A 728-nucleotide genomic window follows, 5' to 3' on the forward strand; every position below is an offset into this window, starting at 1 on the left:
TTCTAATTGTTTCCACTTTTCACGGACAGAATCTAACCCATCTAAAATATCAGCAATCAAGCCATGCGATACTAATACAGATAATTCAGCGTCATTTAATTTAGCTAACTTCTGGGCTTCTGGTAATACCCTATCAAGTTGATTTGTGTGTACCACACCTTTATATTTTCTACGGCTTGAATCAAGATGTGATTCTAATTCAGTTTGAATATTGTCGATTACTTTAAAGGCATATTGAAAATCTTTCTTTCTCATTTTGCTGGTATTATGTTTGTCAGCTATTTTTTGAATATTCATTATTTCTTCTCCCCGAATTGCTCAGACTTCAAATCTGATTTATCATCTTTCTTTTCCAGTGTTTTAGATAAGTACCACTCGCCACCAGCCTTAATCATACCTTTCAATAAAACTTCAATATCATTATTTTCCATTATTCCACCTCATTTTATCCGTGGTAAAAAACACTATATTAAGAGTCTGGAGTAGATGCTTTTTATAAAATGTTTGTTACCACGTAACTAGTATTACCAGACTAATAATTAAATCAATATGGCAGATTGTTTAATACTTCATCTTTCAATTTAGATAATAGCTTGTGTCTAACATTACTTGCTTCAATTGATTTATCATCTGCCAATTCATCTAATTTATCAGCGTAATAACCTTGTAACCATGCTCTATATTCAGAAGTTGGAACACCTAAAACATATACATAGTTTTTAGCGTTG

3 protein-coding genes are annotated in these 728 nt (G+C 31.6%); all 3 read right to left on the reverse strand.

Annotated features, from left to right (window positions below; translation table 11 throughout):
* Positions 1-297 (reverse strand): hypothetical protein (locus N1032_RS25195; protein ID WP_259543315.1); only part of this gene is annotated, 297 nt, incomplete at its 3' end.
* The gene (locus N1032_RS25200; protein ID WP_259543317.1) at positions 297-431 is read right to left on the reverse strand and encodes a hypothetical protein; all 135 of its coding nucleotides are present in this window, start codon (positions 429-431) and stop codon (positions 297-299) included. The genes N1032_RS25200 and N1032_RS25195, both read right to left, overlap by 1 nt.
* A gap of 113 nt (positions 432-544) precedes the next feature.
* A partial coding sequence (locus N1032_RS25205; protein ID WP_259543320.1) for a hypothetical protein occupies positions 545-728 on the reverse strand: 184 nt, incomplete at its 5' end.

The organism is Herbiconiux daphne, assembly GCF_024979295.1.
GTDB classification, from domain to species: Bacteria; Actinomycetota; Actinomycetes; order Actinomycetales; family Microbacteriaceae; genus Herbiconiux; species Herbiconiux daphnes.

Coding starts and splice junctions, on each gene's coding strand:
- N1032_RS25200 (WP_259543317.1), bottom strand. CDS start 431: ATGGAAAATAATGATATTGAAGTTTTATTGAAAGGTATGATTAAGGCT.